This window comes from Bacteroides sp. ET336, from assembly GCF_024733815.1.
Taxonomy (GTDB): Bacteria; Bacteroidota; Bacteroidia; order Bacteroidales; family Bacteroidaceae; genus Phocaeicola; species Phocaeicola cellulolyticus.
The window spans coordinates 23929-50692 of the sequence record NZ_JANRHK010000002.1; the positions used below are offsets into that span (position 1 = coordinate 23929).

Consider the following 26764-nt stretch of genomic DNA (forward strand, 5'->3'; position numbering starts at 1 on the left):
AATAATAAATCTCTGGCATTGACTAATAGATTCTTTTCCTTTATGTATAATTTAAAGAATAGCGTTCCTTTGTAATGAAGAGTATTTGATTTTGTCAAAATTGTTTTTTTTGACAAAATAATAAGTAGAAAAATTAGAAATAATGAATTATTATTTGTAACTTTGTCGCCCGATTTATATGGTGTTGAGACTTGGAAAGAATAGAATTATATGATATAGATTTAAAAAATCTGCGAGAAACATCAGCCGTTTATAACTATAGGGTTGGTGATGAATTTTTTAAATTGATTGAGGCTACAGGAATAGAAAAGGGTGATTTGGAAGTCTCTGTGACAGTGAAGAAAGGAATAGGGGCATTTAAATTGAACTTTCATATTCAGGGATTTGTTATAGGTATATGCGACAGATGTCTCGATGAGGTTGAGGTGGATGTTGATACAGACAATGTACTGAACGTAAAATTCGGAGAGGAGTTCTCTGATGACGAGGAAATTGTTGTAGTACCTGAAGCTGAAGGAAAAATAAACGTAGCCTGGTATATATACGAATTTGCATATCTTAGTCTTCCATATAGAATAGTGCACGAAGAAGGTGAGTGCAACGAGCAGATGCAAGAGAAGTTGAATGACTTCATGAGATATGAAGGTGACAATGAGGCAAATGCTGAAGAAGCAGAAGATGATGAGGCAGACGGCGTTGATTAAATAGATCCTCGTTGGAACGCATTAAAGAAAATATTAAATAATAATTAAATAAAGTTTTAGTAAAATGGCACATCCTAAAAGAAGACAATCAAAAACGAGAACTGCTAAGAGAAGAACTCATGATAAAGCAGTTGCTCCTACTTTAGCTATTTGCCCAAACTGCGGTGAATGGCATGTGTATCACACAGTTTGTGGAGCTTGTGGTTATTACAGAGGTAAATTAGCGATTGAAAAAGAAGCTGCTCTATAATTAATACGGAGCTTTGTCATGAACAGTTTATGTTCTTGAGGAAATAAAGCCGGAGGGCTTCGGCTCTTCGGCTTTATTTTTAGGATTCAAACTAAAATTTGAAATAATGGAAAAAATAAATGCGGTAATAACAGGTGTTGGCGGGTATGTACCTGACTATGTACTTACAAACGAAGAACTGTCAAGAATGGTTGACACTAATGACGAGTGGATCATGACTCGTATTGGCGTTAAGGAAAGACGTATTCTTAACGAAGAAGGTTTGGGTACATCATATATGGCGCGTAAAGCTGCAAAACAGCTTATGCAGAAAACAAATTCGGACCCTGACTCTATAGATTGTGTTATAGTTGCAACAACTACTCCTGACTATCATTTCCCTTCTACAGCATCTATATTGTGCGATAAGCTGGGACTTAAAAATGCATATGCATTCGATTTGCAGGCAGCATGTAGCGGTTTCCTTTATGCTATGGAAACAGCAGCAAGTATGATACAGTCGGGAAGACATAAAAAGATAATTATTGTAGGTGCAGACAAGATGTCATCTATGGTTAATTATTCAGACCGTGCCACATGTCCTATTTTCGGTGACGGAGCTGCAGCTTGCATGGTTGAAGCTACAACTGAGGATTATGGTATTATGGATTCTATATTACGTACAGACGGTAAGGGACTTCCATTCCTTCACATGAAGGCCGGTGGTTCTGTATGTCCTCCTTCTTATTTTACAATAGACAACAAGATGCATTATTTGTATCAGGAAGGTAGAACTGTATTCAAATATGCAGTATCAAATATGTCTGACGTTACAGAACAGATTGCAATGCGTAATGGCTTGAACAAGGATAATATCGACTGGATTGTTCCTCATCAGGCTAATCTCAGAATCATTGACGCTGTTGCTTCAAGACTAAGTGTACCTATCGAGAAAGTGATGCTGAACATTCAGCATTTCGGTAATACAAGTGCCGGAACATTGCCTTTGTGCTTATGGGATTATGAAAAGAAACTCAAGAAAGGCGATAACCTGATCTTCACTGCATTTGGTGCCGGATTTACTTGGGGTGCTGCTTATGTTAAGTGGGGTTATGACGGAAACAAGTAATATTTGAAATATATTCATTAACAAATATACAAAAAGACGCATCCCTGTCAGATGCGTTTTTTTGTATTCATGAGGTAATTTTTTATGCATAAAGCCGGATTTGTAAACATTGTAGGAAACCCGAATGTAGGAAAATCTACATTGATGAATTTGCTGGTGGGCGAAAGAATATCCATCGCAACATTCAAGGCACAGACCACTCGTCATCGTATTATGGGAATACTTAATACTGATGATATGCAGATTGTATTTTCGGATACTCCTGGGGTATTGAAACCTAACTACAAGCTTCAGGAATCAATGCTTAACTTCTCGCAGTCGGCACTGGTTGATGCCGATGTTTTGCTATATGTTACAGATACAGTGGAAAAACCGGACAAGAACACTGAATTTATGGAGAAGGTGCGAAACATGAATGTTCCGGTTTTGTTGCTTATAAACAAGATAGACCTCATAAACCAAGATATTCTGGTCAAACTTGTCGAGGAATGGCATGAGATGTTGCCAAATGCCGAAATAATCCCTATTTCAGCCATGGCAAAGTTTAATGTCGATGTAGTGATGAAACGAATTAAGGATCTTCTTCCGGATTCTCCTCCTTATTTCGGCAAGGATCAGCTGACCGACAAGCCGGCACGTTTCTTCGTGACGGAGATAATAAGAGAGAAAATCCTTTTGTATTATGACAAGGAAATCCCGTATTCTGTAGAGGTGGTGGTGGAAACCTTCAAGGAGGATGCCAAAAGCATACATATCAACGCTGTGATATACGTGGAACGCGAGTCTCAGAAAGGTATTATTATCGGTCGTCAGGGAAGGGCTCTCAAGAAAGTGGCTTCGGAAGCCAGAAAGGCTTTGGAGCAGTTCTTCAGAAAATCAATCTATCTTGAAACTTTCGTAAAGGTAGATAAGGACTGGAGAAGTTCCGACAAGGAATTGAAGAATTTTGGTTATCAATTAGATTAATCACCGGCTGAGATAGCCGTAAATAATTATAAGTATGGGTAATTTAGTAGCTATTGTTGGACGTCCAAATGTAGGAAAGTCAACGTTATTTAATCGTCTGACAAAGACTCGTCAGGCAATTGTGAATGAACAGGCCGGAACTACTCGTGACCGTCAGTATGGAAAATCTGAATGGTTGGGAAAGGAATTTTCTATTGTAGATACCGGTGGATGGGTTGTAAACTCGGATGATATTTTTGAGGAAGAAATTCGCAAGCAGGTTCTTCTGGCTGTGGATGAGGCGGATGTGATTTTGTTTGTGGTTGATATAATGAATGGTGTTACGGATTTGGATATGGAGGTATCCGATATTCTGCGACGCTCTAAGAAACCAATAATTGTCGTTGCCAATAAAACTGACAATAACGACTTGCAATATAATGCAGCTGAATTCTATTCATTAGGATTGGGCGATCCTTACTGTATTTCTGCAATCAGTGGAAGCGGAACGGGGGATTTGCTCGACCTTATCGTATCGAAATTCAAGAAGGAAGCGGACGAGACTTATGATGAGGACATTCCAAGATTTGCCATTGTGGGCAGACCGAATGCCGGAAAGTCTTCAATAGTAAACGCTTTTATCGGAGAGGATAGAAATATTGTGACCGAAATAGCAGGTACTACACGCGACTCGATATACACAAGATATGACAAGTTCGGTTTCGATTTTTATCTTGTTGACACAGCAGGTATAAGAAAGAAAAACAAGATCAGTGAAGATCTTGAATATTATTCTGTAGTACGTTCTATACGTTCTATCGAAAGTTCGGATGTGTGTATCCTTATGCTTGACGCAACAAGAGGAATTGAAGGTCAGGATCTGAATATATTCAGCCTGATACAGCGAAACCAGAAAGGACTTGTTGTGGTTGTCAATAAATGGGACCTTGTAGAGGAAAAGACCGTAAAGGTTATGAAAAACTACGAGGATGCAATCCGTAACAGATTTGCTCCTTTCACTGATTTCCCTATAATATTTGCTTCGGCATTGACAAAACAGCGTATTCTGAAAGTGTTGGAGGCTGCCAAGGAAGTCTATATGTCAAGAACTACAAGAATACCAACAGCACGACTCAACGAGGAACTGTTGCCGCTGATAGAGGCCTATCCGCCACCATCAAACAAAGGCAAGTATATAAAGATAAAATATATCACTCAGTTGCCTAACACTCAGGTTCCGTCGTTTGTGTTCTTTGCAAATCTGCCTCAGTATGTCAAGGAACCATACAAGCGTTTCCTCGAGAACAAGATGAGAGAGCGTTGGAACTTATGTGGAACGCCGATAAATATTTTTATCAGACAGAAGTAATTTTAGTATTTTGACAATAATCACAATTGCCCGGGTATTTGAAGATTTATTCTTATACCCGGGCTTTTTTTGTGAATTTATGCCTATAACATGATGTCCCGTTGTTATAAAAATGAAATGACTAATTGATTTTTGCGAAACTTTTACGTAAGTTTGCAAATAACTCATTTTTTAGATTATGCGATATTCAGTTATAGTACCGGTATATAATCGTCCAGACGAGGTGGATGAACTGCTTCAGAGTCTTATGCAGCAGACTTATACCGACTTTGAAGTAATTATAGTGGAAGACGGATCTGTTGTCCCTTGTAAGGATGTGGTTGACAAATATGCCGCGTCTATGGATATCAGATATTACCTGAAGTCGAATTCCGGTCCCGGAAAGTCCAGAAACTACGGCGCGGAAAGAAGTCACGGAGAGTATCTTATAATCCTTGATTCTGACTGTATCCTCCCTCCTGATTATTTTAAAGCGGTAGAAGAAGAGCTGAGAAACGAGCCCGCCGACGCTTTTGGAGGTCCTGACCGTGCGCACGAGTCATTTACAGACACCCAGAAGGCGATAAACTATTCAATGACGTCATTCTTCACTACCGGCGGAATTCGCGGCGGAAAAAAGAAGATGGACAAGTTTTATCCCCGTAGTTTCAATATGGGAATCCGTGCCGACGTCTATAAGGCTTTGGGAGGATTTTCCGACATGCGTTTTGGCGAAGATATAGATTTCAGCATACGTATTTTCAAGGGAGGATATACCTGTCGCCTGTTCCCCGGAGCATGGGTTTGGCACAAGCGCAGAACGGATATGAAGAAATTCTTCAAGCAGGTTCACAATTCCGGAATAGCCCGTATAAACCTTTATAAGAAATACCCGGAATCACTAAAGCTGGTGCACATGTTGCCTGCAGTCTTTACAGTAGGGGTCGTTTTTCTGGTTCTTGTAATATTGGGAGGTATTTATTTGTTGTCGTTGGCATCCTATACCCCCGATCCCGGCAGCCATGATTTATTGCATTCATGGGGTAAATGGCTTGTAGTGGCCGGAGTGTCGCCGTTATTGCTTTTTTCGTTACTTATATTTATCGATTCGTCTGTACAGAACAGAAGTTTGAAAATCGGTACAATTTCCATACTCTCATCGTTTATCCAACTAACCGGATATGGAAGCGGATTTCTGATTGCATGGTGGAAACGCTGTGTGAAAGGAAAGGATTCGTTCTCTGCATTCGAAAAGACTTTCTATAAATGACAGACAGACTATCTATAAACCAATGGGCAGAAGAAGACCGTCCGCGCGAAAAAATGATGATGCACGGTGCTTCTTCACTCTCGAATGCCGAGTTGCTTGCCATTCTCATAGGTTCCGGCAATACAGACGAATCGGCAGTGGAGCTCATGCGAAAGGTCCTGGACAAATATAATAACAGTCTTAGCGCACTGGGCAAATGTTCTGTATCGGATTTATGTAAGTTCAAGGGGATAGGGCCTGCCAAAGCCATAACAATCCTTGCCGCATCCGAGCTTGGCAAGCGGCGTAAGGATGAGAAGCAGGAAGAAAGAAAGCCAATACGCTCGTCGGAAGATATATACTCCTATTTCCATCCTATAATGTGCGACCTACCGATAGAGGAATGTTGGGTGATGTTCCTTAACCAGGCATCGAAAGTGATAGATATCACCCGTATAAGTCAGGGAGGTTTGGCCTCGACACAGGTCGATGTGCGTGTCATTTTGCGAGAGGCACTTCTGAAACGTGCAACTTCCATGATACTCACCCACAATCATCCGTCGGGTAATGTCCGTCCTAGTACGGATGATGACAGGCTAACACAGGCATTGTTTCAGGCATCCAAGGTGATGAACATCCGTATGCTCGATCATGTGATAGTGGCCGACGGAGCCTACTACAGCTATGCGGATGAAGGCAGATTATGATGGAAATAAAGATTTATTTGTTTCTGCGCATCTCTTTGCGTATATTTGCACTGTAAATATTATTTGATTTAAATATATGAATAGCGAAGAAAAACTCAAAATAGAAGAGAGGATAATTGATATGTTGAAAACTGTATATGACCCTGAAATCCCGGTAAATGTTTACGATTTGGGGCTTATATACAAGATAGACCTTCAGGAAAACGGCGAGCTGACCATTGATATGACTCTTACCGCACCAAACTGTCCTGCAGCTGATTTCATAATGGAGGACGTAAGGCAGAAGATAGAGTCGGTTGACGGAGTAACATCAGCCCAGGTAAATCTGGTGTTCGAGCCTGAATGGGACAAGGACATGATGACTGAAGAAGCCAAATTGGAATTGGGCTTCATGTAATTATATAAACTATAAAAGGGTATAACTATGGATGAGATGAAAAATATATATTTCATTTCCGACGCCCATCTGGGCTCGCGGGCTATACCTCACGCCCGTACTCAGGAAAGGAGGCTTGTCAATTTTCTTGACAGTATCAAGGATAAGGCTGCCGCTGTGTATATGTTGGGCGATATGTTTGATTTCTGGTACGAATTCAAAACAGTAGTGCCGAAAGGATATACACGTTTCTTGGGAAAAGTCTCTGAACTTACAGACAGGGGAGTGGAAGTACATTTTTTCATCGGCAACCATGATATATGGTGTGGAGACTATCTTGAAAAGGAATGTGGAATGATTATACATCGTGCTCCGTTGACATGCGAGATTTATGGAAAGGAGTTTTTCATGGCTCATGGCGACGGGCTTGGCGATGATGACAGGAAATTTAAATTCCTTCGCATGATGTTCCACAGCAAGACATTGCAGCGGCTGTTCTCAATGCTTCATCCGCGATGGAGTGTCGATTTTGGTCTGGAATGGGCAAAGCATAGCCGCATGAAGCGCAAGGATGGAAAAGAGCCTGAATATATGGGTGAAGACAAGGAGCCGTTGGTTCTGTTCACAAAAAAGTATCTCAAGACTCATCCTGATATCAATTTCTTTATTTACGGTCACAGACATATATTGTTCGATATGATGCTCTCAAGGACATCAAGGATGATGATACTTGGTGATTGGATTACGGAATTCTCTTATGCCGTTTTTGACGGAGAAAATATGTTCCTGGAACAGTATATTGAAGGAGAAACCCAACTTTAACGGCTGTCTGTGAACAACTCAGACATAAGAATGTTATATCAGTAATAATATAATCTTATTTTTATGAAAGTTATAAACCTTGCAGAAACCAATTCTATACTAAATCAGTTCGTCGCAGAGATGAGAGATGTCAATGTACAGAATGACAGAATGCGTTTTCGTAGGAATATTGAACGGATAGGAGAGTTGATGGCTTACGAAATCAGTAAAACACTTGATTATTCAACGAAAAAAATCCAGACCCCGTTAGGTGTTGCCGAAGCCAGCACGCCGGATGACAATATAGTGATAGCAACAGTTTTCAGAGCCGGTCTTCCTTTGCATGCCGGTTTCCTGAATATATTCGATAAGGCTGGAAATGCGTTTGTTTCGGCTTACAGGTATTATAAAGATAAGGATCATAGAGATCTTGACGTGAGGATAGAATATATCGCAACACCTGATTTGACAAATAAGACAGTCATATTGGTAGATCCTATGCTTGCTACAGGCGAAAGCCTTGAACTGGCATGGAAAGCCTTTACCACAAAAGGTATTCCTGCGAAGCTTGTCATTGCATGTATAATAGCAAGCCGTCCCGGAGTGGAACGTATCAGGAAGTTTTTCGAAGGAAAGGATGTCTCGTTGTGGTGTGGCGTAATAGATCCTGCCATTGATGAACATTCGTATATAGTTCCCGGATTAGGTGATGCCGGAGACCTTGCTTATGGTGAGAAAATTTAAAATCCCTATAAAAACAAAGAGGCTGTTTTCAGCCTCTTTGTTTTTATAGGGATTGTTATTTTAGCGTGCCACTTCACCACTTTCATGACGTGCGATGAGGCTTTCCACTTCTGCTACCTTCACCATATTGTAGTCGCCAGCTATAGTATTTTTCAATACAGAAGCAGCCGTAGAGAAGTCAACTCTCTTCTGATTGTCTTCGAAAGCGCTCTGTGCGTATAGCATTGCGCCACAGAATGCATCTCCTACACCTACACAGTCTATCACATTGTCAATGTCGAACACCCTGCTGTATTTCATTTCTCCATTCGCATAAAGAACACCTGCAAAAGTGTGATGTTCCGAACTCATTACATTGCGAAGAGCTATATAGATATACTTGCAGTTTGGAATCTGGCGGCTTATTTCCTTGCAGAATTTCTCATACGCTTCCGTATCGTATTTTTCACCGCTTCTGGTTGCCTTGAAGCCTGGAGCAGGAATTCCTGTAACCAGTGCATATTCTCCTTCGCTTCCGAACATTATGTCACTGTCTTTCATGAGAGGTTGAAGAACCTCCTGTGCGCTTTTTCCGTAGTTCCAGAGATTTTTTCTATAGTTGATGTCGTATGAAATGATCAGTCCCATTTCCTTTGCCACTCCTATCGCTTCCTTGCATACTTCGGCAAGTCCCGGAGTAAGTGCGGCGTCTATACCCGACCAGTGGAATATTGATGCTCCTTCGAACACTTCACGCCAGTTTATCATTCCTGGTTTAAGCTCTGAAAATGCCGAGTTCTCCCTGTCGTAAATAACTTTCGAGTTACGCATGGCTGCTGCCTTTTCCATGTAGTAAGTACCAAGGCGGTGTCCTCCGAACAGGATATGTTTTGTACCGATATTGTGTGAACGCAACTCTGCTATACATGTTTCGCCCAAGGCATTGTCCGGAAGACGTGTTATGTATTCTACCTCTCCTCCGAAATTGGCAATTGATATAGCTACATTTGCTTCACTACCTCCATAATTGACCAGAAAGTCACGGCTCTGTTGGATGCGCAGATTGTCCGGTGTAGTGAGACGGAGCATTATTTCTCCGAATGTTACAATTTTTTTGCTCATAATGTGATGTTTTTCGATTTAGGTGGAAATCAGGCAACAAAAAAAATAAAAAGGATACCTCTTGTCGGAATCCGTCTTGTCTCATTTCCGAGGCAAAGATAATGAATTCCTTCCATGAGGTATCCTCTTTTTTAACTCTTTTAGGATATTCCTATATCTTATTATTTATTATTTAGGATGTTCATTGTGTCAGTAGCAATCATCAATTCTTCGTCTGTAGGTATTACTACTACTTTCACTTTGGAATTTTCTGTAGAGATGATAGCTTCCTGTCCGCGTACCTTGTTCTTTTCAGGATCAAGTTCAACACCCATAAATCCTAATGTCTTGCAGACACCGGCACGTGCTGTAGCCTGGTTTTCGCCTACACCGCCTGTGAACAGGATTACGTCAACACCACCCATTGCTGCTGCGTATGCACCGATATATTTTGTAATGCGGTAGAAGTACATGTTTTCTGTAAGGATAGCGCGTTCTTCGCCTCTTGCTACAGCGTCTTCCAGTTCACGCATATCGCTTGACTTTTCGAATACGCCAAGAACACCGCTCTTCTTGTTCAGCAGGTTTGACATTTCGTCAGGAGTCATACCTTCTTTCTTCATCATATAAAGGATTGCGCCTCCGTCGATGTCACCGCAACGTGTACCCATCATAAGTCCTTCAAGTGGAGTAAGACCCATTGTTGTGTCGATACATTTACCGTCTTTTACAGCAGCGATAGAACCACCGTTACCGATGTGGCAAGTGATAATGCGGCTACCTTCCTGAGGAATACCGAGGAATTCGCATACACGTTTTGATACATAACGGTGTGATGTTCCGTGGAAACCGTAACGGCGGATACCATATTTTTCGAAATATTTGTAAGGTATCGGATACAGATAAGCATAGTCAGGCATAGTCTGGTGGAATGCAGTATCGAATACAGCTACCTGTGGAACTTCAGGAAGAAGCTGCTGTACAGCGTAGATACCTTTCAGGTTTGCTGGGTTATGCAACGGACCGAGGTCGCAGCATTCTTCTACAGCTGCTATTACAGCATCGTTAATAAGCACAGAACCGCTGAATTTTGTTCCTCCGTGCAGTACGCGGTGGCCTACAGCGTTGATTTCGTGAAGGTTCTTTACAGCACCGTATTCTGCATTTGTCAATGTATCAAATATAAACTGAACTCCAGTAGTGTGTTCAGGAACATCCTTTTCGATGATTTTCTTTTCTCCGCTAGGAAGAGTAAGTTTAAGGAATGAACCTGGAAGACCTATTTTTTCAATACCTCCTTGTGCAAGGATTTCTTTTGTAGTCATTTCAAACAGTTTATACTTGATTGAAGAGCTACCGCAGTTGAGTACTAATATTTTCATAATACTATAAGTAAAAAAGTAATTAAAGCACAAAGGTCAGCGCACAGACCTTTGTGCTTGTAGATAATGTTTGATAAGTTTGTTATTAATTCTGTGCTTTTGCAGCAATAGCCTGGTTGGCTGTGATTGCAATCATCTTGTAAACGTCGTCGATGCTGCATCCGCGTGACAAGTCGTTTACAGGACGTGCTATACCCTGAAGGATAGGACCTACAGCTGTAGCGTGACCAAGACGTTCAACAAGCTTGTAAGAGATGTTACCTACTTCAAGGCAAGGAACTACAAGTACGTTTGCCTTACCTGCGATTTCTGAACCCGGAGCCTTGCTTGCGCCGATACGTGGAACCAAAGCTGCGTCTGCCTGAAGTTCACCGTCGATCTTCAGTTCAGGAGCCATTTCCTTAGCTATCTTGAGAGCTTCAGTTACTTTGTCAACAACTTCGTGTTTAGCAGAACCCTTAGTAGAGAAGCTTAACATAGCAACACGTGGGTCGATACCTGCTACAGCCTGTGCAGTCTGTGCTGTACATATTGCAATCTGTGCCAACTGATTAGCGTCAGGTACAGGAGTAACGGCAACGTCACCCATTACCAATACACCGTTGTCACCACATTCAGGTGCATGAGTCAACATCAACATGGCTCCTGATACACAAGTAATGCCCGGAGCAGTTTTGATAATCTGAAGTGCAGGACGAAGAACATCGCCTGTAGTATTGCGTGCACCAGCCAACTGGCCGTCAGCATCGCCGGCTTTGATGATAAGGCATCCCAGGTAAAGAGGGTTCTTTACAAGTTCCTGAGCCTGTTCCATTGTCATACCTTTTTTCTTGCGGAGTTCGAAAAGCAGTTCGGCATAAACTTCTTTCTTTTCGTGGTTCTCAGGGTCGATGATAGTAGCTTTATTGATGTTTCCCAAGCCCCATTCCTGAGCCAATTTCATGATTTCTTCAGGGTTACCAAGAAGAATAAGGTCAGCAACACCGTCTGTCAATATCTGATTGGCAGCTTTCAAAGTACGTTCTTCAGTTCCTTCAGGAAGAACAATGCGCTGTTTGTTAGCTTTAGCGCGTTCAACGATTTGACTAATTAAATCCATGTTGATTTATATTTTAATATATAATGTAATTCTCTTTATCGCCGTTTGCGTTAACGGTCTTTTTATTTCACACTGCAAAAATACGTATTTTTGTAATATCTAGTTTGCAAAATACAAACTTTTTTTCTCAAAAGAGGTCATTTTATGTATGTTTAAGGACATAAAAGGCTTTTTTGAAGATGCGAGTGCATGTTTTCTGTGCTATTGCATAACTTTGCATCAGTTTTCAATAGTATAATTAAGGTATGATTCGTCAATGTTCAATCCTTTTCGGATGTATGGCTCTAGGTGAACTGATAGTTTATCTGACCGGTGTAAAATTGCCTTCCAGTATTATAGGCATGTTGTTTCTCACGTTGTTTTTGTCATTAGGATGGGTAAAGCTTGAATGGGTTCAAGGCTTGTCCGATTTTCTTGTGGCAAACCTCGGCTTTTTCTTTGTGCCTTCAGGCGTGGCCCTGATGTTGTATTTCGATATCATTCAGGCACAGTTCTGGCCTATAGTGATAGCCACATTGGTAAGTACGGTTTTAGTGTTGGTAGTAACAGGTTGGGTTCATCAAATAGTTCGCAAATATGGATTTTTTAGAAAATAAGTTTTTTCTTCTGGCTATAACTTTCGGTTTCTTTTTCGTTTCCAAACTGTTGCAGAAGAAGACAGGATGGGTGTTGCTTAATCCTATCCTTTTGGCAGTGGCAATGCTGATTTGCTTTCTTAAAATTAGCGGTGTTTCGTATGAAAAATATCAGGATGCCGGCTCTCTGGTAGAGTTCTGGTTGCGTCCGGCTGTAGTTGCATTGGGAGTTCCTCTTTATCTGCAATTGCGTATGATAAAGAAGCAGCTGCTCCCTATCATATTGTCACAGTTGGCAGGCTGTGTAATAGGACTGATTTCGGTCACAGTTGTAGCAAAGTTGCTTGGTGCCACTCCCGAAGTCATAATGTCGCTTGCGCCTAAGTCAGTGACAACCCCTATAGCGATGGAAGTTTCCTCGGCTGTAGGTGGAATACCTTCTTTGACAGCTGCTGTAGTGATAGTAGTCGGACTGTTCGGAGCCATTTTCGGCTTTAAGGTACTTCAGGTGGGACATGTGCACAGCCCTATAGCCCAGGGACTTTCCATGGGAACAGCCACTCATGCCGTAGGAACATCACGCGCAATGGAGGTAAGCGGTAAGTATGGAGCATATGCCAGCCTCGGACTTACTCTCAACGGAATTCTTACAGCATTGCTCTCACCTTATATATTACATTTGATAGGTCTTTATTAATATACAAGTTATGCTTTCATTCAGACGTCTTGATATAGAAGATAAACAGACAGTACAGAAATATACTCTCCGTAGTAAGCGTCGTAACTGCGATTTGACATTTGCCAATCTCTACAGTTGGCGTTTCCTTTATCTTACCGAGATTGCCGAGTACGGTGGTTTCCTGTTGTTCAGATTTTATGTTGACGGGGAACTCTCGTATATGTTGCCTGTAGGTGAGGGCGACATAAAACCGGTTATGGAGGAACTGATGTCGGATGCCCGGATGAAAGGTATTCCTTTTGTGATGTACGGTGTCTGCAAGGAAAATTGCGAAGAGCTGGAAAGTCTTTTCCCGGGTAAGTTTGTGTTTACTTCAGACCGTGACTATTCCGATTACCTGTATCTGCGTTCCGATTTATCTACGCTGTCAGGCAAGAAGTTCCAGCCCAAGCGCAACCATATAAACAAGTTCCGCAACAATTATCCCGGATATGAGTTCAAGCCTCTTACCCGCGAGCTGATACCGGAATGTATAAAGCTTGAGTCGTTATGGTGTCGTGCCAACAACTGCAGTGAGGATGAGGCCCTGCAGAACGAGCGAAAATCCATGAATGCCGCATTACGCAGTTTTGAAGAACTTGATATCATGGGCGGAGTGCTGACGGTTGACGGCAAGATTGTGGCCTTTACCTATGGAGCGCCTGTCAATAATGAGACTTTCGATACATGTGTGGAAAAAGCCGACACCGACTACGAAGGCGCATACGCCATGATAAATCATGAGTTCGCAAAGATTATTCCCGAACAATACACATATATAAACAGGGAAGAAGATCTCGGTCTGGAGGGATTGCGCAAGGCAAAACTCTCTTATCAGCCGCATTTGCTTCTGGAGAAATATAAACTGGAACTGAAATGAAAGAGCAGGTAAAGTCTCTGTGGAAACTGTGCTTTCCGGAAGATTCGGACGATTTCGTCGCACTGTATTTTTCTTCAAGATATACAGACGAAATAAACAGTGCCATTACGGAAAACGGCAGGGTAGTGTCCGCACTCCAGCGGATACCGTATCCCATGCGGTTTAACGGTGCCGTGATACTGGTGGCATATGTATCCGGAGCATGTACTCATCCCGATTTCCGTTCCAGAGGTCTGATGTCGCGTCTTCTTGATGAGGCGCACAGGAAAATGTATGCAGACGGCAAGTACCTTTCTGTCCTTATTCCTGCCAATGAAGGCTTGGTGGACTATTATTCCAAGTCCGGTTACGAAATATGTTTTCAACAGGATGAAAAGTTATTAACAGGTATGTGCAAAACTGTTGATAACTTTAAAACAGAACTGATATTTAATGAGTTAGACATGTTGAAAAACGAATGTTCCGAAGTGTGCGACTTTATAAACCGACAGTTATCAACATATCAGGCAAGCATACTTCATCCTTTTCAGGATATGAATATAGTCCTTGCCGATCTGGCTCTTTCCGGAGGCAAGGTATGGTATGCCAATGATAAAAACGGTAATATCCGTTCTGTAGTGCTGCTGATAGCAGACGAAAACTGTATAGTCATAAAGGAACTTCTGTCTGTTGATAATCAGTCGGAAACGGCCATGCTAAGTTTCATATCCCGCCATTATCCCGGTGTGAAGATAGTAAAACCGTCACCTTGCGGCATGGTGCGTGTGATAAATGCCTACGGAATGCTTGGACTTATGGCAGGCAGGCTGTCAGGCGGATATGTCGAGATTTACGGTGACAGCGTCATTCCCGAAAACAACGGTTTATATCTTATATCCGACGGCGGTGTATGCCGTAAAATAAGCGGCAACGATATCTCTTGTGATACGGAACGTTTAAGACTGCATATCAACAACATGCCTTCCTTGTTGTTCCGGGATATGGAAGCCCATATGAGCCTTATGCTTGATTGATGTATTCGTTAGTCAGCATCCTTTCCAGTTCCTCGGCGTTCAGTTTGAGGTAGAACTCGCCCTTGTAGGCTATTGATATTCCTCCCGTTTCTTCCGACACGATTATGGCAAGCGCATCTGTTTCCTGCGATACTCCCAGAGCTGCACGGTGACGCAATCCCAGCTCCTTGGGTATGTTAAGGTTGTGTGATACAGGCAGGATACATCCCGCGGCCTTAATCCTCTTGCCGCTTATTATCATTGCCCCGTCGTGCAGCGGACTGTTCTTGAAGAAAATGTTTTCTATCAGACGCTGGTTGATATTGGCGTCTATCACATCGCCAGTCATTACTATGTTGTCCAGCGGAACATCTTTTTCCAGCACTATTAGCGCCCCCACTTTTCCCTTGCCCATACTCAGGCATGCCATGACGATAGGCATAATGTCATTCTTGTCGCTGTCGTTGTATTTCTTTCCTTTCAGAAACCTGAACAGACTGTTCGAGCGGTATCTTGAACCTAGAGTAAGAAGGAATTGCCTTATCTCGTCCTGAAAAAGCACAATCAGTGCTATCACTCCCACGCTTACCAGCTTATCGAATATAGAACCCAGCAGTCGCATCTGCAATACCTGCGATACTATAATCCAGATTATGATGAACACCAGTATTCCGATAAATATGTTTATCGTACCCGACGATTTCATAACCTTGTATGTCTTATACAGTATAAAGGCTACCAGCAGTATGTCCAGTATGTCTTTCAGGCTTATTATGCTTAAATCGAATGGCATTTTGATAATTAAGAATTAATAATTAACTTACAATATATCTTCACCGCCTCGCAGGCTTCCTTCACGTCGTGCACCCTCAGTATGTTCGCGCCTTTCATCAGCGAAATGGTGTTTAGTACGGTTGTTCCGTTCAGCGCGTCTTCAGGAGTATTGCCCAGAAGTTTGTATATCATTGATTTCCTTGATATTCCAACCAGAATAGGAAGGTCGAATATCCGGAACTCTTCCAGCTTGTCCATAAGGATATAGTTGTGTTCCACAGTCTTTCCGAAACCGAACCCCGGATCGATGATGATATCCTTTGCGCCAAGGTCGCGCATTTTCTGTACCTTTTCGGAGAAGTAATACATCACCTCTTTCACCACATTGTCGTATTCAGGATTTTTCTGCATGTTCTGTGGTGTTCCTTTCATGTGCATCATTACGTACGGCACTCCCAGTTTTGCCACAACAGGCATCATCCTGTCGTCCATATTTCCTGCGGATATGTCATTTATGATTGCCACTTCATGTTCCTCCACACACATCTTTGCTATATCCGCGCGAAATGTATCTACGGAAATCACAGCTTCCGGCATCTCCTTATTTAATATAGTGAGAGCCTTTTTCAGTCTTGCTGCCTCTTCTTCCGTTGATATATTCTGTGCGTCAGGCCTTGACGAATATGCGCCGATGTCTATAATCTCTCCACCTTCGTCAATTATCTGTCTGGCTCTCTGCAAGATGTCTTCTTCTGATTGCTTTCTGCTTCCGGCATAAAAAGAGTCGGGGGTAACGTTCAGTATTCCCATAACTCTGGGATGTTCCAGATCCATCAGACTGCCGTTCACATTGATGTATTTTGCTATTCTGTTTTCCATTTCGATGCTTGCGTAATGATGGTGCAAATGTACATACAATAATTTATTTTTTATTGATTTGCCATTGATTTTTCGTTTATCTTTGCGCCACGTATCAAATTGTATTTTAAAATGGAAACTTCACAATTGTATAAATATTTTCTTGAGTGCGGAAAGGTCACTACCGACACTCGCGATTGCCCCGAAGGATCTATGTTTATAGCACTGAAAGGAGCCAGTTTCAACGGAAATACTTTCGCTTCGCAAGCCATAGCTGGCGGTTGCCGCTATGCCGTGGTTGATGAGGCTGAATACGCCAATGATGCCGAAGGACGTATTCTTCTGGTTGACGATTGTCTCAAGGCATTGCAGGATTTGGCGGCATGGCATCGCCGCGCGTTGGGCACAAGGATGATAGGTATCACGGGTACCAACGGCAAGACCACGACCAAGGAGCTGATAGCCGCCGTTCTGAAAGAGAAATACAATGTACTTTACACCCAGGGTAATCTGAACAATCACATCGGAGTACCATTGACACTGCTTAAACTTACTCCCGAGCACGAAATGGCAGTAGTGGAGATGGGAGCGAACCACCCGGGAGAGATAAAGACTCTGGTAAACATAGCATGTCCGGACTATGGTATAATAACAAATGTAGGCAAGGCACATCTTGAAGGATTCGGCTCTTTCGAGGGAGTAATCCGTACTAAAGGCGAGTTGTACGACTATCTCCGCGACAATGGCGGAAAAATCTTCATACAGAACGAAAATCCTTATCTTAACTCCATAGCAGGCGGACTGGAATGTATCCGTTACGGTGCCGAAGAAGGGCTTTATGTGTCGGGCAAAGTTCTGTCATGTTCTCCGTTCCTGTCTTTCAGCTGGAAGTCGGAAGATAAGGCCCACGAAGTGCAGACTCATCTGATAGGTTCGTATAATGTTGACAATGCTCTGGCGGCAGTCGCTATAGGACGATATTTCGGAGTTGCCGACGATGCTATCTGCCACGCGCTTTCATCATACGAGCCGCGCAACAACCGTTCGCAGCTGGTAGAGGCAGGAGGAAACAGTTATGTGATAGACGCCTACAATGCAAATCCTACATCCATGGCTGCCGCATTGGATAATTTCCGCATGATTGATGCCGGACATAAGATGGTGATTCTCGGCGATATGAAAGAGCTTGGCGAAGCAAGTCTTGAGGAACACCAAAAGGTGGTTGACATGCTTTCCCGTTACGGTTTCGACAGGGTGATACTCGTTGGTCCGGAATTCGGAAAAACTGCAAATGCTTTTGAGCACTACAGTAATGCCGATGATGTGTATCAGGTGCTTTCTTCCGCCATGCCTAAAGGTTATATGATACTGATTAAAGGCTCAAACAGCATGAAGCTGGCAGCTTTGGCCGAAAGACTTATGAAATGATTTTTTAATTCTTTATATCATAAACTCCACACGCCCGTGTCGAGTTCTCCACACGCTCGTGTCAAGTACTCCACACGTTCGTGTCGAGTTCTCCACACGGCTGTGTGGAGATAATAATGTTGTGACTTTCTGATAGGATATATTATAATTCCAGAATTTTCTTTCTGTACTCAGTCGGAGTAACTCCCGTTACTCCTTTGAAACACCGGTTGAAATGTACAGCCGATTCGAATCCGCATTCCATGCTTATTTCCGATATGTTTAGACGGTCGTCGGCCAGCAGTTTGCAGGCATAACCTATCCGCATGTCGGTGATGTATTGTTTCAGTGTCTTTCCGGTGTGGTCTTTGAAATATCTGCAGAATGCCGACGGATTCATCGCCGTATATGACGCTATCTCGTCTAGTGTGATATTGTCGGTGTATTTTTTGTTTATGTAGGCCACAACCTTTTCAATTTTCTTGTTCTTGAACTCGGCAGGTACCGGGTTGTAGTTTGGCGATGCCGCAAATTCCCTTTTCTTTATCATGGACAGCGATTGCAGAAGGCGAAGGAAAAGAATGAGTTGTTCCATTCCCTCCGATTCTGGTATCTGTTTCAGTAATGAGGTTATCTCCGGTTTGTTCTTTACTGAAATCTTGACTCCTCTGTTCGATTCGTTCAGAAGGGTGTTGATGTTTATGAATTGCACGTAATGCGTGAAGGAATATTGCATGAAGTCCTTTTCAAACTGTATAATCGTACCGTTTACCCTTAGACTGTCATCCTGTCCATATTCCGGAGGATTCTGCATGCAGTGTGGAAGTGCCGAACCGAACAGCAACAGAGTCTCGTCAGAATAGTCTATTATGCTATCGCCGATAATGCATTGTCCGTAACCTTTTTCTACATAAAGTATTTCATATTCGCCATGGAAATGCCATGGATATGTGAATGACTTGTAGTCGTATGCCCTTGCTTTGATTGGGTTTGAATCGGATATGTGCAGTTGTTCGTTTACTATTCTTTTCATGGCTCCATGTCGAATTGTACTTAATGCAAATATAAGTAAATATCTTGCAAAAATAGGTATATATACTTATTTCTTTCTGTAGTATTTTTGCATCTAAGAACAATTTAAAACTTATATATATGAACAACATGTTTGATATTGCCGGTAAGGTAGCTGTTGTAACAGGCGGTTCCGGCGTTTTGGGTAGTAATATAGCTGAAGGTCTTCTGAAGGCCGGAGCTAAAGTCATAATCATCGGTGCTCATCAGGATAGGGTAGATGCGGCATTGGAACGTTTGAAAGCTGTGAACCAGGATGTAGCAGGTACTGTATGTAATGTGCTTGACATCGAGAGCCTTCGTTCTGTAAAAGATACTGTACTTTCAAAATGGGGTCGTGTGGACTTCCTTATCAATGCTGCCGGTGGTAACATTCCTGGCGGTACGCTGACTGTTGACCAGAATATATTCGATATGAAGGTGGAAGACCTTAACAAAGTGGTCGATCTGAACCTTAACGGTACTGTTTATCCATGCCTTGTTTTCGGTGAGATAATGGCAAAACAGCAGAGCGGCGTTATCGTGAATGTTTCTTCTATGGCTGCTTACGAGTCAATCACACGTGTGCCTGGATATTCTATGGCTAAGAGCGCTGTTGAAAACTTTACTCGCTGGATGGCTCAGGAAATGGCTATCAAGTTCAGCGAAAAGATCCGCGTAAACGCTATTGCTCCTGGATTCTTTATCGGCAACCAGAACCGTGCTATCCTGATTAATCCTGACGGCTCACTGACAGAACGCAGCAAGAAGGTTATTGCCAAGACTCCTATGAGAAGATTTGGAGATATTTCAGAATTGAATGGTGCCGTTCAGTTCCTTTGCAGCGATGCAGCTAGCTTTATCACTGGTGCTACATTGGCTATCGACGGTGGTTTCAGCGCATTCAGTGGAGTGTAATTATATTTGGTTGACAAGGCTTCAGTTACAAGTTAACAAGGTTCTGGCTTCGCCGACCTTTGGCTTTATCCGGACTAAGAACCTTGTCAACTCGTTAACTTGTCAACTTGTAACTAAAAAAAAGAAAACATTATGATGGAGAAAACTTGGAGATGGTTTGGAAAGAAGGATAAGATTACTCTTTCCATGCTGCGTCAGATAGGAGTGGAAGGAATAGTAACAGCTTTGCATGATGTTCCAAACGGCGAGATTTGGACAGTTGAGGCTATCAACGACTTAAAATCTTATATCGAGTCATACGGATTGAGATGGTCGGTAGTGGAAAGTCTTCCTGTATGTGAAGCTATCAAATATGCAGGTCCTGAACGCGACCAGTTGATTGAAAACTATAAAGTCAGCCTTGCAAATCTTGGTAAATGCGGTGTAAAGACAGTATGCTATAATTTCATGCCGGTAATCGACTGGGTGAGAACAGACTTGCAGCATCCTTGGGCGGACGGTACAAGCTCGTTGTATTACGACAGGGTACGTTTCGCATATTTTGACGTAAAGATTCTTCAGCGCGAAGGAGCGGAGAAAGACTATTCTGAAGAAGAACTCCGCAAGGTGGAAGAACTTGACAAGGTTATCACAGAAGCAGAAAAGGATGAGCTTATCGACGCTATCATCGTTAAGACTCAGGGATTCGTAAATGGAAATATCCGTGAAGGCGACAAGAACCCTGTAGCTATATTCAAGCGTCTGCTTTCTTTATATAAAGGTATTGACAGAGATGCATTGCGTGAAAACATGCGTTACTTCCTTGCTGCTATAATGCCAGTGTGCGAGGAATACGGTGTCAACATGTGTGTTCATCCGGACGATCCTCCTTTCCAGATTCTCGGATTGCCTCGTATCGTTACAAACGAAGAGGATATAGCATGGTTCCTCAATGCTGTTGACAATCCTCACAACGGACTGACTTTCTGTGCCGGTTCTTTGAGTGCAGGCGAGCATAACGATACACGCGAACTTGCAAAGAAGTTTGCTAAACGTACGCACTTCGTACATTTGCGCAGTACAGCGGCTATGCCTGGCGGTAACTTTATCGAAAGTACTCATCTGTCTGGTCGCGGACATCTGATTGACCTTATCAGAATATTCGAAAAGGAAAACCCGGGATTGCCGATGCGTGTTGACCACGGACGTATGATGCTAGGCGACGAAAACAAGGGTTACAACGCAGGATATTCATTCCACGGACGTATGCTTGCCCTCGGACAGGTGGAAGGTATGATGGCTGTGGTAGATGACGAACTGAAAAACGGAATAGTATAAAAGATAATGAATAATTAAAAATTAAGAATTAAGAATTAATAATGCCGTATCCACCCATTATTAATTCTTAATTTTTAATTCTTAATTGAATAATACCATGAATTCACAAGATAATAGAATGAAAATGACAAATTATCGCTGGACGATATGCCTTATGCTGTTTATCGCCACAACGATAAACTATATGGACCGACAGGTTCTTTCTCTTACATGGAAGGACTTTATTGCTCCGGAATTTAACTGGACTGATGCGAATTACGGAACTATTGCCGGTTTCTTCTCTATACTGTATTCTATCAGTATGCTTTTCGTTGGAAAATTTGTAGATAAGATTGGAACAAAGAAAGGTTATTTATGGGCTATAGGTATATGGTCTGTAGGTGCCTGTCTTCACACTTTCTGCGGAATAGTTACTGCCGGAATATCTACAGGAACATGGGCTTTCACTTTCGAAGGTGCGCGTGAGGCTATCGAGGCTGCCGAAACTGCAGGTACAGTGATATGGAGTGTATCGACCGTAAGTATATGGCTTTTCCTTGCTGCGCGTTCCATACTGGCAGTAGGAGAGTCTGGTAACTTCCCTTGCGCCATAAAGGTGACTGCCGAATATTTCCCTAAGAAAGACCGTGCTTTCGCAACCAGTGTGTTCAATGCCGGAGCACAGCTTGGTGCCTTGCTCGCACCTTTCACCATTCCTGTCATAGCACGTTATATGGGTTGGGAAATGTCATTCCTTATAATCGGTGCTTTAGGTTTCTTCTGGATGGGATTTTGGGTGAGAATGTATGAAACTCCGTCAAAGCAGAAGAAGGTAAACAAGGCTGAGCTGGAATATATTGAGCAGGATCGTCTGACAGAAGCTTCTGAGACTGCAAAGCCTGTAACAGAAGAGAAAAAGGAGAAGGGTATCAGCTTGTGGAAATGTTTCACTTTCCGTCAGACTTGGGCTGTTATATTCGGACGTTGTCTTCCTGACGGTGTGTGGTGGTTCTTCCTTTTCTGGGCACCTGCTTATGTGAAAGACGTTTACGGATACAGTTCAGACTCTACTATGGGTATGTTGCTTATCTTTACTCTTTATTTGATATCAATGCTTTCCATCATTGGCGGTTATTTGCCTACTGTGTTTATCACACGCCTTGGTATGAATCCGTTCGCAGGACGTATGCGCGCTATGCTTATCTTCTCTTTGTTCCCATTGCTCGGACTTTTTGCACAGCCGCTCGGAAATATATCCTGTTGGTTCCCTATCATCATAATCGGTATAATAGGTGCAGCACATCAGAGCTGGAGTGCCAATACTTATACGGTAGTGAGCGATATGTTCCCTAAATCGGCTGTGGCAACAGTTACAGGTATCGGTGGTATGGCCGGTGGTATAGGCAGCTTGCTGTTCAATCAGGGCTCAGGTATCCTGTTTACTTACTCAAAGGAAACAAATATGGCTTTCATGGGATTCGAAGGTATTCATGCCGGCTATATGATAGTGTTCCTTATTGCTTCAGTAGCTTATCTGTTCAGCTGGATAATGATAAAGATACTTGTTCCGAAATATAAGATAATTGAAATTTGATAATTGATTAATATGAAAGATTTTATAAACGAAGATTTTCTTCTGCAGAGTGACGTGGCAAAGATGCTGTATCATGAACATGCGGAAAAGATGCCTATCATAGATTATCACTGTCATCTTAATCCGAAGATGATTGCAGATGATTATAAATTCAGTTCCATCACCGAGATATGGCTTGGCGGCGACCATTACAAATGGCGTGCGATGCGTGCCAATGGGGTAGATGAAAAGTATATCACAGGTAAGGAAACTTCCGATTGGGAGAAATTTGAGAAATGGGCAGAAACAGTTCCATATACATTGCGCAATCCGCTTTATCACTGGACTCATCTTGAATTGAAGACTGCTTTCGGTATAGGTGAAACCCTGAATCCTGCATCGGCAAAAAGGATATACGACAAGTGTAATGAACTGCTTGCTACTCCTGAATACTCGGCTCGCGGACTGATGAAGAGATATAACGTAGAGTCTGTTTGTACAACTGACGATCCGATTGATACGCTGGAGTATCATAAGGCTATTGCAGATTCAGGTTTCGAGGTGAAGGTTCTTCCTACTTGGCGACCTGACAAGGCAATGAACGTTACTACAGCAGCCGAATACAGGGCATATCTTGAAAAGCTTTCACAGGCTAGTGGCGTGACAATCTCCAAGTTTGATGATTTGGTTGAGGCTTTGAAAGTGCGTCATCAGTATTTTGCCGACCACGGATGTAAGCTTGCCGACCACGGTCTTGCTGATATACCTGCTGCTGATTATACTATGGCTGAAATATCAGCGATATTCGACAAGGTATATGGCGGTAATGAACTGACTAAGGACGAAAAAACAAAATATCAGACAGCCCTGTTGATTATCCTTTCCGAGATGAATGCAGAGGCTGGATGGACACAGCAGTATCATTACGGACCGTTGCGTAACACAAATTCAAGAATGATGGCCAAGCTTGGTCCTGATACAGGCTTTGATACTATCGGCGATTTCAGATGTGCTGAGGCCATGGTTAAGATTTTCGACCGTCTGAACTCAGAAGGTAAGCTGGCAAAGACAATACTCTATAATATCAATCCGTCGGAGAATGATATGGTGGCTGCAATGATAGCCAACTATCAGGACGGAAGTGTGCCGGGCAAGATGCAGTTCGGTTCAGGCTGGTGGTTCAACGACCAGATGGGAGGAATGCTCCGCCAGATGAATGCCTTGTCTGAACAGGGCTTGTTGAGCCGTTTTGTAGGTATGCTTACTGACTCCCGTTCGTTCCTTTCATATCCTCGTCATGAATATTTCCGCAGAATCTTGTGTAATATGATTGGTAATGACGTGGTGAACGGAATACTTCCGGAATCGGAAATGGGAAGAATAAAAGGTATGATAGAAGATATCTGCTATTGCAATGCCAAGAGTTATCTTAATCTTTAAGAGATAATTGAAAAAAATACAGCCGCCGTATTACCGGAAATCCCGGATAATGCGGCGGCTGTTATTTTGTGTTGTGGTTGTTCTCAAGCGTTCTTGGCCTTGAAAGCCAGTGCGTACATACGCATCTGTTTCACCATTGCAAGAAGTCCGTTGCTTCTTGTAGGGGAAAGATGTTCTTTAAGTCCGATCTTCTCAATGAAGTACAAATCGGATTCTAGTATCTCGTCAGGAGTATGTCCTGACACTACTTTTATGAGGAGGGCAATGATACCTTTTACAATCAGTGCGTCACTTTCTGCCTGGAATATTATCTTTCCGTCTTCCATATCAGCCTGAAGCCATACACGGCTTTGGCAACCGTCAATAAGGTTCTGGTCTGTCTTATATTCCGGATTAAGCGGTTCCTGTTCGTTTCCAAGATCTATCAAAAGCTGGTACTTGTCCATCCAATCATCGAAATCGCTGAATTCTTCTATTACTTCGTCCTGAAGTTCGTTTATTGTTTTCATCGTTATTTTGCTTTTATGTTATTTCTCATTGTAAATCACCTGGAGAACTGTCTGTCCTACTGCCTGTAGAGTGGCACGGTCTATATTCTCCATCGTATCATCTATGGTATGCCATGTAGGGTTAAATCCTGTATCGCTGTTGGTATCGTAATGAATGATATCTACACACGGGATTTGTCTGAAACGGTTCACATATATATGGTCGTCTGTTATTTCTCCGCCTTTTTCTTTTATGAATGTGTTGCCGTAGCCAAGTTCGTGTGCCGCATTCCAGATTTTCTTCATTACATTGTTGGCTGTACGCTGTGAATATCCCTCATAATAGAAAGTTGCATTTTTACCTCCTACCATGTCAAGAAGTATTCCGTAGCGTGCCTTGTAGTTTGATACATGAGGAATTCTTCCCCAGTATTGCGAGCCCAGACACCATGTGTCTGCCTTATAGTTTCCCTGATAGAACTCCGGAATACCATAATCTTCGGCATCGAAAAATGCAATGTCGATACCTATTGCGGGAGACTGCTTTTGAATCTGTCTGGCTATTTCAAGCAATACACCTACACCGCTGGCACCGTCGTTGGCTCCGTCTATGGCAGTATGATGGTATTTCTCTTCATCGTAGTCGGCATACGGGCGGCAATCCCAGTGTGCAAACAGGATTACTCTTTTCTTGGCTTCAGGATTATATTCACCTATGATATTGCGTGCCTTGAGCAGTGTGCCGTCATAAGCAACCAGGTCTGCATACTGGTTATATACCTTTGCTCCGAAACTTTCAAGTTTTGAAGCCAGATAGTCTCCGCATTCCTTATGTGATTTTGTGTTGGGAACACGTGGACCGAAATCTACCTGGGCCTTTACGTAGCTGTAGGCGCTGTCTGCATTAAATACAGGAGCCTGTACATTGCCGGTTGTTTCTTCCTTGCTGACAGATGTGTCGCTTTTCTTGCTGCTGCCACATGCTGTTACGGAAGCGGCATAGATTAATATCAGTGAACCGGATAATAATTTACCAAGTATATTCATATTGAAAAGATTAATATGTTATAAAAAAATCATCAATCAACTCCGTGAAGTCAATTAATGATTGTTGATTATGAGTATCATATTATAAAAGGGATATGATATATAGATATAAGACAGCGGCAGGAACTGCCATCAGTGTACTGTCAAATCTGTCTAACAGACCTCCGTGTCCGGGGAGTATATTTCCGGAATCCTTGATGCCAATTTTGCGTTTTATCAGAGACTCAACCAGATCACCCCATGTTCCGAATACTACAACTGTCAACGCCAGTCCAATCCATTGGGATAGCGAGAGTAGAGGGAAGTATCTGGAAATTACAATAGCCGCTATAATGCTGAATACACATCCTCCGAATGAACCTTCCCATGATTTCTTAGGCGATATGCGCTCGAAAAGCCTGTGTTTTCCGAACAGTACTCCTGCGCAATATGCACCCGTATCGTTTACCCATGTGAAGATGAATATTGAGAGAGGGAATATAGGATTGTAAACAGAACTTGCCGTTTCGTTTTGAGACTGGAAAGCCAATACATTCAGTAAGGCAAATGGCAGGGCGATATACATTTGCGACATCAGTGCATATGCCATATTGTTCACCGGATTTTCTTTCTTATAGTACAATTCGCTGATTAATATATACATAATCAGGAACATGTATGGGATAAGAATTTCATTGCTTCCCGGCGATGTGCCAAGGTACGCAAATCCGAAGAATAGAAAAACGGATGCCAATATGGATATAGGTTTGTTTATTTCTGCAAACCCGCTCTGCTTTATAATATTCCCAAATTCATTTACAGTAAAAGCACATATTAAAGCAAATAACACAGAAAAAGTGATAGGACCGCCTAATATGCATCCCACTAATACGGCTACAAAGATAGCGCCTGTTAATGCTCTTGTTATAAAATTACCTTTCATGGCTTTGGGAATATTATTATTTCCTTAAATACT

28 protein-coding genes are annotated in these 26764 nt (G+C 42.4%); 19 read left to right on the top strand and 9 right to left on the bottom strand.

What is annotated here, in order from left to right; all coding sequences use genetic code 11:
* Positions 1-191: 191 nt before the first annotated feature.
* From NW213_RS02920 to upp, 10 genes are all read left to right on the top strand, one after another.
* Positions 192-704: a DUF177 domain-containing protein gene (locus tag NW213_RS02920; RefSeq protein WP_258321804.1), complete on the top strand. Its 513-nt coding sequence runs from the start codon at positions 192-194 to the stop codon at positions 702-704.
* Positions 705-768: 64 nt separating this feature from the next.
* On the top strand, positions 769-954 hold the full coding sequence (gene rpmF, locus NW213_RS02925) for a 50S ribosomal protein L32 (protein ID WP_007559879.1): 186 nt from the start codon (positions 769-771) through the stop codon (positions 952-954).
* A gap of 106 nt (positions 955-1060) precedes the next feature.
* Positions 1061-2062 carry a beta-ketoacyl-ACP synthase III gene (locus tag NW213_RS02930; RefSeq protein ID WP_154043125.1) on the top strand — a complete coding sequence of 334 codons (1002 nt, stop codon included), beginning with the start codon at positions 1061-1063 and terminating at the stop codon, positions 2060-2062.
* A gap of 84 nt (positions 2063-2146) precedes the next feature.
* Positions 2147-3028 carry a GTPase Era gene (gene era, locus NW213_RS02935; protein ID WP_204390468.1) on the top strand — a complete coding sequence of 294 codons (882 nt, stop codon included), beginning with the start codon at positions 2147-2149 and terminating at the stop codon, positions 3026-3028.
* A gap of 34 nt (positions 3029-3062) precedes the next feature.
* Positions 3063-4376, top strand: coding sequence for a ribosome biogenesis GTPase Der (der, locus tag NW213_RS02940; protein ID WP_154043127.1), 1314 nt, complete (start codon positions 3063-3065; stop codon positions 4374-4376).
* Between the two features lie 178 nt (positions 4377-4554).
* On the top strand, positions 4555-5625 hold the full coding sequence (locus NW213_RS02945; RefSeq protein ID WP_258321805.1) for a glycosyltransferase family 2 protein: 1071 nt from the start codon (positions 4555-4557) through the stop codon (positions 5623-5625).
* The gene (radC, locus tag NW213_RS02950) at positions 5622-6311 is read left to right on the top strand and encodes a DNA repair protein RadC (RefSeq protein ID WP_204390470.1); all 690 of its coding nucleotides are present in this window, start codon (positions 5622-5624) and stop codon (positions 6309-6311) included. Before NW213_RS02945 ends, radC begins: the two co-directional genes overlap by 4 nt.
* Before the next feature lie 76 nt (positions 6312-6387).
* On the top strand, positions 6388-6708 hold the full coding sequence (locus tag NW213_RS02955; protein ID WP_154043130.1) for a metal-sulfur cluster assembly factor: 321 nt from the start codon (positions 6388-6390) through the stop codon (positions 6706-6708).
* Positions 6709-6744: 36 nt separating this feature from the next.
* Positions 6745-7509: a UDP-2,3-diacylglucosamine diphosphatase gene (locus NW213_RS02960; protein WP_154043353.1), complete on the top strand. Its 765-nt coding sequence runs from the start codon at positions 6745-6747 to the stop codon at positions 7507-7509.
* Positions 7510-7572: 63 nt separating this feature from the next.
* Positions 7573-8232, top strand: a complete 660-nt coding sequence (gene upp, locus NW213_RS02965; RefSeq protein ID WP_258321806.1) for a uracil phosphoribosyltransferase — start codon at positions 7573-7575, stop codon at positions 8230-8232.
* A gap of 60 nt (positions 8233-8292) precedes the next feature.
* Here the strand turns inward: upp and NW213_RS02970 are convergent, their stop codons facing one another.
* The 3 genes from NW213_RS02970 to pta form a co-directional block, all read right to left on the bottom strand.
* Positions 8293-9333, bottom strand: coding sequence for a sugar kinase (locus NW213_RS02970; RefSeq protein WP_204390472.1), 1041 nt, complete (start codon positions 9331-9333; stop codon positions 8293-8295).
* A gap of 161 nt (positions 9334-9494) precedes the next feature.
* Positions 9495-10694 (bottom strand): acetate kinase, encoded by a 1200-nt coding sequence (locus tag NW213_RS02975; RefSeq protein ID WP_154043133.1) that lies wholly within the window; start codon positions 10692-10694, stop codon positions 9495-9497.
* An 85-nt stretch (positions 10695-10779) separates the two neighbouring features.
* Positions 10780-11793, bottom strand: a complete 1014-nt coding sequence (pta, locus tag NW213_RS02980; RefSeq protein WP_258321807.1) for a phosphate acetyltransferase — start codon at positions 11791-11793, stop codon at positions 10780-10782.
* 245 nt (positions 11794-12038) lie between these two features.
* Here pta and NW213_RS02985 point away from each other — a divergent pair, with 245 nt between their 5' ends.
* The 4 genes from NW213_RS02985 to NW213_RS03000 are packed head-to-tail and all read left to right on the top strand — an operon-like array spanning position 12039 to position 14979.
* Positions 12039-12389, top strand: a complete 351-nt coding sequence (locus NW213_RS02985; protein WP_258321808.1) for a CidA/LrgA family protein — start codon at positions 12039-12041, stop codon at positions 12387-12389.
* The gene (locus tag NW213_RS02990; RefSeq protein ID WP_235339014.1) at positions 12370-13065 is read left to right on the top strand and encodes an LrgB family protein; all 696 of its coding nucleotides are present in this window, start codon (positions 12370-12372) and stop codon (positions 13063-13065) included. The genes NW213_RS02985 and NW213_RS02990 overlap by 20 nt, the downstream gene beginning before the upstream one ends.
* A gap of 10 nt (positions 13066-13075) precedes the next feature.
* Positions 13076-13966: a DUF2156 domain-containing protein gene (locus NW213_RS02995; RefSeq protein ID WP_258321809.1), complete on the top strand. Its 891-nt coding sequence runs from the start codon at positions 13076-13078 to the stop codon at positions 13964-13966.
* On the top strand, positions 13963-14979 hold the full coding sequence (locus NW213_RS03000; RefSeq protein WP_258321810.1) for a GNAT family N-acetyltransferase: 1017 nt from the start codon (positions 13963-13965) through the stop codon (positions 14977-14979). The genes NW213_RS02995 and NW213_RS03000 overlap by 4 nt, the downstream gene beginning before the upstream one ends.
* Here NW213_RS03000 and cdaA read toward each other — a convergent pair.
* Complete coding sequence (cdaA, locus tag NW213_RS03005) at positions 14966-15751, bottom strand: diadenylate cyclase CdaA (protein WP_154043139.1); 786 nt, start codon at positions 15749-15751, stop codon at positions 14966-14968. The genes NW213_RS03000 and cdaA overlap by 14 nt on opposite strands.
* 8 nt (positions 15752-15759) lie before the next feature.
* Complete coding sequence (folP, locus tag NW213_RS03010) at positions 15760-16611, bottom strand: dihydropteroate synthase (protein ID WP_258321811.1); 852 nt, start codon at positions 16609-16611, stop codon at positions 15760-15762.
* Between the two features lie 111 nt (positions 16612-16722).
* Here folP and murF point away from each other — a divergent pair, with 111 nt between their 5' ends.
* On the top strand, positions 16723-18018 hold the full coding sequence (murF, locus tag NW213_RS03015; RefSeq protein WP_258321812.1) for a UDP-N-acetylmuramoyl-tripeptide--D-alanyl-D-alanine ligase: 1296 nt from the start codon (positions 16723-16725) through the stop codon (positions 18016-18018).
* 142 nt (positions 18019-18160) lie between these two features.
* On the opposite strand, the gene NW213_RS03020 is transcribed toward murF, so the two are convergent.
* A complete protein-coding gene (locus NW213_RS03020) occupies positions 18161-19030 on the bottom strand; it encodes an AraC family transcriptional regulator (RefSeq protein ID WP_154043142.1) in 870 nt (289 codons plus the stop codon).
* Between the two features lie 119 nt (positions 19031-19149).
* Between NW213_RS03020 and NW213_RS03025 the strand changes: the two genes are divergently transcribed.
* The 4 genes from NW213_RS03025 (at position 19150) to uxaC (ending at position 24274) form a co-directional block, all read left to right on the top strand.
* Positions 19150-19965, top strand: coding sequence for an SDR family oxidoreductase (locus NW213_RS03025; RefSeq protein ID WP_258321813.1), 816 nt, complete (start codon positions 19150-19152; stop codon positions 19963-19965).
* A gap of 132 nt (positions 19966-20097) precedes the next feature.
* The gene (uxuA, locus tag NW213_RS03030; RefSeq protein WP_258321814.1) at positions 20098-21282 is read left to right on the top strand and encodes a mannonate dehydratase; all 1185 of its coding nucleotides are present in this window, start codon (positions 20098-20100) and stop codon (positions 21280-21282) included.
* A 97-nt stretch (positions 21283-21379) separates the two neighbouring features.
* Positions 21380-22855 (top strand): MFS transporter, encoded by a 1476-nt coding sequence (locus NW213_RS03035; RefSeq protein WP_258321815.1) that lies wholly within the window; start codon positions 21380-21382, stop codon positions 22853-22855.
* A 12-nt stretch (positions 22856-22867) separates the two neighbouring features.
* Entirely contained in the window at positions 22868-24274 is a 1407-nt protein-coding gene (uxaC, locus tag NW213_RS03040) for a glucuronate isomerase (protein WP_204390481.1), read from the top strand.
* Positions 24275-24357: 83 nt separating this feature from the next.
* On the opposite strand, the gene NW213_RS03045 is transcribed toward uxaC, so the two are convergent.
* The 3 genes from NW213_RS03045 to NW213_RS03055 all read right to left on the bottom strand — a co-directional run bounded on the left by NW213_RS03045 (position 24358) and on the right by NW213_RS03055 (position 26731).
* Positions 24358-24783: a SufE family protein gene (locus tag NW213_RS03045; RefSeq protein ID WP_204390482.1), complete on the bottom strand. Its 426-nt coding sequence runs from the start codon at positions 24781-24783 to the stop codon at positions 24358-24360.
* Between the two features lie 18 nt (positions 24784-24801).
* Positions 24802-25809, bottom strand: coding sequence for a M28 family peptidase (locus NW213_RS03050; RefSeq protein WP_235339025.1), 1008 nt, complete (start codon positions 25807-25809; stop codon positions 24802-24804).
* Between the two features lie 82 nt (positions 25810-25891).
* On the bottom strand, positions 25892-26731 hold the full coding sequence (locus tag NW213_RS03055) for a phosphatidate cytidylyltransferase (RefSeq protein WP_154043147.1): 840 nt from the start codon (positions 26729-26731) through the stop codon (positions 25892-25894).
* Between the last annotated feature and the right edge of the window lie 33 nt (positions 26732-26764).